Source organism: Desulfomicrobium macestii (assembly GCF_014873765.1).
Taxonomy (GTDB): Bacteria; Desulfobacterota; Desulfovibrionia; order Desulfovibrionales; family Desulfomicrobiaceae; genus Desulfomicrobium; species Desulfomicrobium macestii.
In genome coordinates, this window is sequence record NZ_JADBGG010000063.1 from 1 (window position 1) to 8,587 (window position 8,587).

Here is an 8,587-nt window from a genome sequence, read left to right on the forward strand (position 1 = left end):
TTGGGCGGAAGCTTGCGTGCATCGGTGGTTTGCATGGATCCGAATGTACACAATTCTTCCACGAATGTTAACTATTTTATGCTCGGATTAATAATTGCGCAGCTGCCTTCTGAGCGACGACCAGATCCCGTCCCTGAACCATTCCAGCCAGGCCTCCCCATAGCTGACGCGCAGGCCGCCAAGACCCGGCACGGCAAGGATGCTCATGGAAAGCCAGCCCTCTCTGCGGCCGATGCGGTTGACCTCCTCAAGGAGGAACGTACGCAATCCTTCCGGGGTCAAAAGGCCGGTCTCGGTGTCAAGAAGCCGGGACGCTCCGAAGTCGCGACACGCGGACATGGCGCGCAGGCCGCGCTTGATCTTCCACTCGAGTTCAAGATCCATCCACGTTCCGAGCATGTAGTCGTCGATGTCGTCGGCGCTGGTGAAGATACTGACCAGATCCTCTTCGGGGCCGACCAGGATGATGTAGGCGGGAGCCAGTGATCGCCGGGCTTCACGGGCCCGCACCAGGGCGCAGAATTCCAGGCCCGAGATGTCGATGCCGCGCGAGGCGACCAGCAGGCAATCGTATTCGGTGTCCTCGCTCACGGCCAGGGCCTTGAGGTGGCCGCGCACATGGTCGACCTGCACGTCGAGCCTCTCAAGCACGATCATCATTTCCCGTGCGAGATCTTCGTCCGGTTCGACGACCAGAAATCGAAACCGGTCTTTTTCCTGGGGGGATGTACTCATGCGTGCGTTCTCTGATTCCGGCAGATGTGAATGGAAAATCGCCTGGATTTGACAAGAGTTCCGGGTAGCAGACGAGCGGGCTCCTTGTCCACAAACCGGGCGTCGGGCCTCACCTTAAGATTTTGCCCTTGCCCGCAATATTGTGTATTGAGCCCTGACCACAGCGGAAGCCATGCATGCATAATCCATTCAAATCACTAGACAAAGACCCATCCCTGCGGTCACGGCTGAAGAAAAAGCCCCCCCGTGGAAAAGCCGCGCCCTCCAATGCCCCGAGCCGTGACGACAAGGCCAGGGATCACAAATCCGAGGAAGAGCTGTTTCTGCATGCCTTCTCCGACGTCGAGCCCCTGACCAAGGGCGGCCGCGATATCGCCGGAATGCCCAGACCCAGGGAGGCCGTCCCGCCGGAACCGCCGTCCTTTGCCCGTCTGCTGGAAGAAAACATCGAATTCGACATGGAGTACACCCACGAATTCATCACGGGCCAGATCCGGGGTCTGGACGCCAAGATCTTCCGCAAGCTCAAAAGCGGGGAATTCAGCATGCAGGGGCACCTCGACCTGCACGGCATGAACACGGACCAGGCCAGGGTCGCGGTGATTGACTTTTTGCGGCGAAGCTACATGGAAGGCAAACGCTGCGTGCTGCTCATCCCCGGCCGGGGACGCAATTCCCCTATGGGCCAGGGCGTGCTGCGGCAGGAACTGACCAACTGGTTGACCCAGGCCCCGCTCAAGCGGATCACCCTGGCCTTCACCACCGCGCTGCCCAAGCATGGCGGAAGCGGGGCGGTCTACCTGCTCCTGCGCCAGGTGCGCAAGGACCAGGGCAAGATCGCCTGGGAAAACATCTTTACAGATCTTGACGGCTGATTTTTTCGAACATCTCCACCAAAGGACCAGAACATGGGCTTTTTCTCACGCATAAAAAAACTCTGGGGAGCCGATGGCGAACCCCGGGACGAGGCCATAGCGCCCCAGGCTCCTGAACAGGCTTCTGAACAGGCTCCCGAACAGGCTCCCACACAGGTTCCCGTGGCCGCGCCCACGATCCCGAAAATTGAAGAAGAACCCGAGGCGCAAACCCCGCACGCGGACACGCCGCCCCCTGCCCCGCCCGAACCGAAGCATGAGGCCGAGCCCGCCGCAAGAGCGGACGCGCCAGGCGTGGACACCGAGGCACGCAAAGAAGGCGGATGGCGCAGATTGTTCGGACTGGGCGGCAAGGCCGAAGAAAAGGCGCCCGCCGCTGAAAGCGCGCCGAGGGAAGAACCTCGGCCCGCTCCTGCCGCCGAAATGCTCTTCCAGGAAAAACCGGTCGCCAGGGACGAACTTGCACCCTGGCAGAAATCCCTGCAGCAGGCCCTGGGCGAAGCTGAGCCGAAACTCTCGACCTGGATGGTTCATATCCTGGACGGAGTGACCAGGCGCGGCGATGTCTTGTGGGAGCGGCTCAGGTTTCTTTTTATCCAGCTCGAAGTGCCGGCCGAGGAAGCGCAGGACTTCATCCGCCGCTTCGATAAATGGCTTCTGGACATGGAATACGACCATGTCGACGAGTTCCGCTCCGAGTTGCAGTACCGCATGGCCCTGGCCCTGGAACTTGAAGACGAGGAAGACGAGCGCAACAGACTTTTCCTGAAGCTCTCCGCCGGTCTGGGCAAGACCCGCGAGCAGCTCACCATGCGCATCGACCAGCTCCTGTCCATGACCGGCAAATACGACGACGCGTTCTGGGAGGAACTGGAAGAAATCCTGCTCATGGCCGACGTGGGCGTAAACGCCACCCAGGAACTTTCAAAGCGGCTGCGGCCCAAGCTGCGCCAGGCCGCTGAAAGGGACGCGGCAACCTTCAAGACCCTCATGAAGGAAGAACTGGCCTCCGTCTTCATCGAGCCCAAGACGCCAAAGGTCCCCCAGCTCCCGGAAGTGGTGCTCATGATCGGCGTCAACGGCGCGGGCAAGACCACCACCATCGCCAAGCTGGCCCATCGCGCCCAGATGCAGGGCCGCAAGGTTTTGGTCGCGGCCGGGGACACGTTCCGCGCGGCGGCCATCGAACAGCTGCAGGTCTGGTCCAAGCGTGTCGGAGCCGGGTTCTACGCCAAGGCGCACGGCAGCGATCCGGCAGCCGTCGCCTTTGAAGCCGTGGAATATGCCATGCGGGAAGGATACGATCTGGTCTTTGTGGATACGGCCGGACGCCTGCAGACCAAACACAATCTCATGGAAGAGCTCAAAAAAATAAACAGGGTCCTGGGCAAGAAGCTTGAAGGCGCGCCGCACCGCACCATCCTGGTGCTGGACTCGACCACCGGCCAGAACGCCCTGTCCCAGGTCAAGCTCTTTTCCCAGGCATCGCCCGTGGACGAGATCGTGCTGACCAAGCTGGACGGTACGGCCAAGGGCGGAATCATCGTGGCCATCGCGCTCGAATTCAAGATCCCCATCAGCTTTGTCGGCCTTGGTGAAAAAATGGAAGACCTGCGCCCCTTCTCGGGCCAGGAATTCGCCAGCGCCCTTTTCGATTAAACCCGCGCGGGCAGGGGTCACCCTGCCCGCTTCACTATCCTTCGGTCGGGGGCGTCGCGGACAACGCCTTACGCAGCTTCTCCACCCTGCGCCGATTCGCCCCCATGTCCCACCAACCGACCCGAGACGCCGACCGAACCTGAACGACGTCGCCGTCTTGCCTGCACTCCAGATCATCCACAAAGCCGAAGATGCGGGAACGAAATGTCGCGTGCAGATACCCCGTTTCCTCGCCCTCGATACTCCCGCCCAGGGAAACTATGGCCAGGCGCAGACGCTCCCATCCATCTTCACCCTGCACAACGAACGGCGGCACATCGCCTCCGGGCGCCTCCGACGAGATGCAGTTGGGAGAGGCCGGGCATGGCCGCAGGCGGCCGTTCTCAAGCCCTTTACCGGCAGCCGCGGAACAGGATGCAAGGCCAAGACAGACAAGGATCGCCAGACAGGATTTTTTCATACGCTTTCCCCCGTTGTTTCACGGTTTGGCTTCCCCGGATGGCAGGATGCGGAATTTTGGCGGATCCCGATCGGAATCGAAATCCGAAGCGAGGCTCTCAACCAGTTCGTGATCGACGCAGGGCCAATCGGGCAAGAAAGCTGCCTCGAAACCCGGCATCTCAAGACGCCAGTGATGCAGATAAAGCCCGCCGGGTTCACCCACGCCGTAGACCGGATCACCGATCAGCGCGTGCCCGGCATGGGCCAGATGGGCGCGAATCTGATGTCTGCGGCCCTTCAGGATTCTCACCAGCAGCAACGTGTCGTCCCCGACCTGGCACACCGCGCGGGCCCGGGTCCAGCGCAGGGGTTCGTCCTCTTCCGTGGTCACACGCACGACACGGCGCTTGTCATCCAGAATCCGCTCCCTTGAATCCAGACCCTGAACGACGCCACGGGCCAAAGCCAGGTACCACTTGCGGACCTGCCCGGCGTCCTGCCAGGTCTTGTATGCCGCCGCGGATTGCTGATCGCCGGCGGCCAGGACCAGCCCGCTGGTCAGATGGTCCAGACGGTTGAGCAGCTCCCAGCCCTCAAGCCCGAGCCCGGGCAGGCAAGACTCAAGACACGAAGCCCCCCGACCCGCCACCGTATGCAGGCCGCCCGGCTTGAACAGTGCCGCGAAACTCTCATTGCGGGCCACAAGACGGACATCGTGACAGGTCGGAGCGGCATCCTCGGGCATCGAGACAAGGACGTGCTGACCAGGCCGTACGAGCGCGCCCTTGGCGCACGGCCGGTCATCGACCAGGACGTGGCCGGCCTCGATGAGGGCCCGGCAGCGCCGGACGCCAAAACCCAGTTGCCGGGCCAGGGCCTTGTCCAGTCGGACCGGCGGAAGGTCTTCGGAATAAAAAAAGGAGTTTGTCATGAAGATGCCGGTGAATCAGGCCGCAAGCCGAAAACATCGGCCTGGCCCCGAGACCCTTGGTAATGAAGTGACGCGACCAGGCCTCACTGCCGAGGAAAGCCGGGCTGCTCCTGTTCGACGATGGACATCCAGGTCGCGGTGAGATCCTTGTCCCACTGCGTGCCCGCGCCCCGGTCCAGAGCGTACATGACCTTGCTCAGGGGCAGGGACTGGCGATAGGCGCGGTTGGAGGTCATGGCCTCGTAACTGTCGACCAGGCAAATGATCCGGGCCATGAAGGGCACGGCGTCACCCATCAGGCCGTCGGGATAGCCCTGGCCATCCATGCGCTCATGATGATGGTAAATGATCTCCGTCACGTCGTTCATCGCGCCGACCTGCCCCAGAATCTCCCGGCCCATGGAGCTGTGACGCTTCATGTTCTCGTACTCGTCGTCAGTCAAGGCGCCGGGCTTGTTCAGGATATGGTCAGGGATGCCGATCTTGCCGATGTCATGGAGCATCCCGGCTATATGCAGCCGGTCCAGTTCCTTGCTGCCGAGCCCCAGCGTGCGCCCCAGGCGGCAGGCATACTCGGCCACGCGCTCGGAGTGTCCACGGGTGTAATAATCCTTGAGCTCCACGGCCTGGGCGAAGGAGCGGATCACATCCTGGTTCATGGTCCGCAGACGCGAATAGAGATGGGAGTTCTGCAGGGCCGAAGCGGTATGCGAGGCGAAAACGCCCAGCAGTTGCAGATCCTGTTCGCAATAGAGCTGGTTTTCCCTGTCACGGACCAACGTGATGACCCCAATGCGCTTCTGCGGCAGATCCAGCGGCACGGCCATGATCGAATAGGGAAATCCGCCCGGGAACAGGGACGAATTGAAGGAAGATTGCTGCAGGGTGAGCTGGTCAAGGAGATAGGACTTGCCCTGGCGCAGAATCCGCTCGCACAGCCTGGTCACGAAAAAGCGCAAGACCTCGTTGTTTTCGAGCAGGCTGCCTTGCATGAGGTTCGGGCCGCGCTCCAGCATTTCCGGCAGAAGCAGGCAGATCGCGTCGGGGGAGAAATTTTCGCGCAGATGGATCAGGAACTCCTCGACCACGGCCACATGATTGAGCTGGGCGCCGAGCCGCTTGCTCAGACCCAGCATGCGCACCACGGCGGAAAGCTTCTCCTGCTCCTGACGGCTCCGGCGCTGTTCGAGAATGGAGCGCACCCGCAAAAGCAGATGCTTGATGTCGAAAGGCTTGGCGATGTAGTCCGCCGCGCCGTTCTTCATGATGTCCACAGCGGTTTCCGTGGTCCCGTAGCCGGTCATGACCAGAAAATCCACGTCAAGCTGGTGCTTGCGTATCTGGCTCAAGAGATCCTGACCGTTCATGTCGGGCATGCGCAAATCGCTGATGACCAGATCAAAGGCGCCCGTCCCGAGCTTTCCCAGAGCGTCCTGCCCGTTGGTGGCCAAGGTCACGTCATAGCCGACGCCGGAAAGTGCTTCTTCGCAGATTTCCCTGAGCGCAGGTTCGTCATCCACCACCAGCACATGAAAAGCTGTAGTCATTTTCTCACCCCTCCGGAAAGATCGCAGGAACGCGCAGGATCATTCGGAGTTCGTAAATATTTGTGTACTCGCCCTTTTTAGTGAAAAAACAAAACTCTGACAACACGATGAAAAACAAAAATAATCCTTGCCAACCAAAATCATCTTGGCTAGATAGCATTTCCTCAATCGGGATGTGGCTCAGGCTGGTAGAGCGCTGCGTTCGGGACGCAGAGACCGGAGGTTCAAATCCTCTCATCCCGACCAGATATTACAAGGAGTTAAGCCTAAAAACTTAACTCCTTTCTTCTTTTTAAAAGCATTCCCCCACCATATCCCCCACCTTGAAATAGCCCCACACTCCAACTGTCACATCTTCTCAGCGCCGTCTGACACGCCCATTCACCCCTCGCGCACAAAAGCGAAACGTCTGACAAGGTTCTTAATGGTCACACGCCAGACGATGTGTTAGGCCGCAGCCCATGAATCTGACCATAACCTTTGTCGCCTTCACCGCAGGGGCTGTCGTGGCCGCTGTCGGCCTCAAAATGCGCCTTTCTCAGCGACCTACGGTCTGTCCATCGTGCAAAGCCAGACATGGTTATTCCGCGTCCACCTGCACTGTCTGCGGCGCGGTCATGAACTCCGCCAAATAGAAACCCCGCCCTTCTAATTCAAATGACCAGAACAGGCCACCTTGGGGTAATCTTGCGGTGATCGTGCCGTGACATTGTTGCAATCTTGTTGTCTCGATGCGACCTTGACTTAGTTTGCTCCGACTTTTTTCAACCTTGATGGACCTTGGTCGAGCCATTAGCCCAAAGCCATGCGAATCTCGTCACTTTTAGTATCAAGGCGGGGCAAATTGTTCTCGGGGCTTCATGTATGGCTCAGCCTTGGCTTATTACACGCCCGTATGACAACCATCTGAAAATAAAAGTGCCTTGTCTTGACTGCATGAAAACGTTAGCAACTCTTGAATTTTTCAGAGCAGCACACCGTCCCCCTCAATCTGGCACGACAACAGGATAGCATAACCCGCCCATGAACCAGTACGCCCATAACAAGCTCATCTCCTTTATTTGGTCCATCGCAGATGATTGCCTGCGTGATGTCTACGTCCGGGGAAAATACCGTGATGTCATCCTGCCGATGGTTGTCCTCCGTCGCCTGGACACCCTTCTGGAACCCACCAAGGCCGAGGTATTGGAAGAGGTCCGTTTCCAGAAGGACGAAATGAAGGCGACGGAACTGGACGACGCCCCGCTCAAAGCGGCATCGAAATATGTGTTCTACAACACCAGCAAATGGACGCTGAAGCAACTACACGCCACCGCCACCAACAACCAGCAGATCCTGCTGGCCAACGTCGAAGATTACCTTGGCGGCTTCAGCGATAACGTCAAAGAGATCATCTCGCGCTTCAAGCTTTTGGAGCAGATGCGCCACATGGCTGACAAGCAGGTTCTGCTTGATGTGTTGGAAAAGTTCATTTCCCCCTACATCAACCTGACACCCCACGATGTCGAAGACCCGGACGGCAACAAAATGCCCGGTCTGTCGAACCTTGGCATGGGCTATGTCTTCGAAGAACTGATCCGCAAGTTCAATGAAGAGAACAACGAGGAGGCCGGGGAGCACTTTACCCCGCGCGAGGTGATCCACCTGATGACTCATCTCGTCTTCGACCCGATCAAAGACCAGCTACCGCCCGTGATGACGATCTATGATCCGGCCTGCGGCAGTGGCGGCATGCTGACGGAATCTCAAAATTATGTCCTCGATCCCGACGGCCAGATCAGGGCGACCGGCGACGTCTACCTATACGGCAAGGAGATCAACGACGAGACCTATGCCATCTGCAAATCCGACATGATGATCAAGGGCAACAACCCCGAAAACATCAAGGTTGGCTCAACACTGTCTATCGACGAATTCGCCGCCCAGCGTTTTGACTTCATGCTGTCTAATCCCCCTTACGGTAAAAGCTGGAGTAGTGAATTAAAGCACATCAAGGACGGCAAGGATGTCATCGACCCGCGATTCCAGGTCGAACTGACCGACTATTGGGACAAGGTGGAAACTGTCGACGCCACGCCTCGTTCCAGCGATGGTCAGCTTCTGTTCTTGATGGAGATGGTGAGCAAAATGAAGTCCACCAAGGACAGCGCCATCGGCTCGCGCATCGCATCCGTCCACAACGGGTCAAGCCTGTTCACCGGCGACGCGGGCAGCGGCGAATCCAACATCCGCCGTTACATCATTGAAAACGACATGCTGGACACCATCATCCAATTGCCGAACAACCTGTTCTACAACACCGGCTTTTGTCGACCTACAAATATGATTGTTCATAACGAGTGCTCGCATTTTGATGAACTGAATATGCAGTGAGGCGATAAATGCGCATTATTTGCCAA

The 8,587-nt window shown here is 58.7% G+C and carries 8 protein-coding genes and 1 tRNA gene; 5 read left to right on the top strand and 4 right to left on the bottom strand.

The window, feature by feature from the left end; all coding sequences use genetic code 11:
* Positions 1-87: 87 nt before the first annotated feature.
* On the bottom strand, positions 88-735 hold the full coding sequence (locus H4684_RS19955; RefSeq protein ID WP_192625097.1) for a response regulator: 648 nt from the start codon (positions 733-735) through the stop codon (positions 88-90).
* A gap of 176 nt (positions 736-911) precedes the next feature.
* Here H4684_RS19955 and H4684_RS19960 point away from each other — a divergent pair, with 176 nt between their 5' ends.
* Together H4684_RS19960 and ftsY are read left to right on the top strand one after the other, a co-directional pair.
* Positions 912-1,610 carry a Smr/MutS family protein gene (locus tag H4684_RS19960; RefSeq protein WP_092192193.1) on the top strand — a complete coding sequence of 233 codons (699 nt, stop codon included), beginning with the start codon at positions 912-914 and terminating at the stop codon, positions 1,608-1,610.
* Positions 1,611-1,643: 33 nt separating this feature from the next.
* Positions 1,644-3,269 (top strand): signal recognition particle-docking protein FtsY, encoded by a 1,626-nt coding sequence (ftsY, locus tag H4684_RS19965; RefSeq protein ID WP_192625098.1) that lies wholly within the window; start codon positions 1,644-1,646, stop codon positions 3,267-3,269.
* A 34-nt stretch (positions 3,270-3,303) separates the two neighbouring features.
* Here the strand turns inward: ftsY and H4684_RS19970 are convergent, their stop codons facing one another.
* The 3 genes from H4684_RS19970 to H4684_RS19980 all read right to left on the bottom strand — a co-directional run bounded on the left by H4684_RS19970 (position 3,304) and on the right by H4684_RS19980 (position 6,188).
* Entirely contained in the window at positions 3,304-3,729 is a 426-nt protein-coding gene (locus H4684_RS19970) for a DUF1499 domain-containing protein (protein WP_092192197.1), read from the bottom strand.
* An 18-nt stretch (positions 3,730-3,747) separates the two neighbouring features.
* Complete coding sequence (locus H4684_RS19975; RefSeq protein WP_192625099.1) at positions 3,748-4,641, bottom strand: pseudouridine synthase; 894 nt, start codon at positions 4,639-4,641, stop codon at positions 3,748-3,750.
* An 83-nt stretch (positions 4,642-4,724) separates the two neighbouring features.
* Positions 4,725-6,188: an HD domain-containing phosphohydrolase gene (locus tag H4684_RS19980; protein WP_092192201.1), complete on the bottom strand. Its 1,464-nt coding sequence runs from the start codon at positions 6,186-6,188 to the stop codon at positions 4,725-4,727.
* Between the two features lie 169 nt (positions 6,189-6,357).
* Between H4684_RS19980 and H4684_RS19985 the strand changes: the two genes are divergently transcribed.
* The 3 genes from H4684_RS19985 (at position 6,358) to H4684_RS19995 (ending at position 8,561) form a co-directional block, all read left to right on the top strand.
* Positions 6,358-6,434 (top strand) — tRNA-Pro (locus H4684_RS19985).
* Positions 6,435-6,649: 215 nt separating this feature from the next.
* Positions 6,650-6,823 carry a hypothetical protein gene (locus tag H4684_RS19990; RefSeq protein WP_192625100.1) on the top strand — a complete coding sequence of 58 codons (174 nt, stop codon included), beginning with the start codon at positions 6,650-6,652 and terminating at the stop codon, positions 6,821-6,823.
* 388 nt (positions 6,824-7,211) lie between these two features.
* The gene (locus H4684_RS19995) at positions 7,212-8,561 is read left to right on the top strand and encodes a type I restriction-modification system subunit M (protein WP_225940581.1); all 1,350 of its coding nucleotides are present in this window, start codon (positions 7,212-7,214) and stop codon (positions 8,559-8,561) included.
* Positions 8,562-8,587 lie beyond the last annotated feature (26 nt).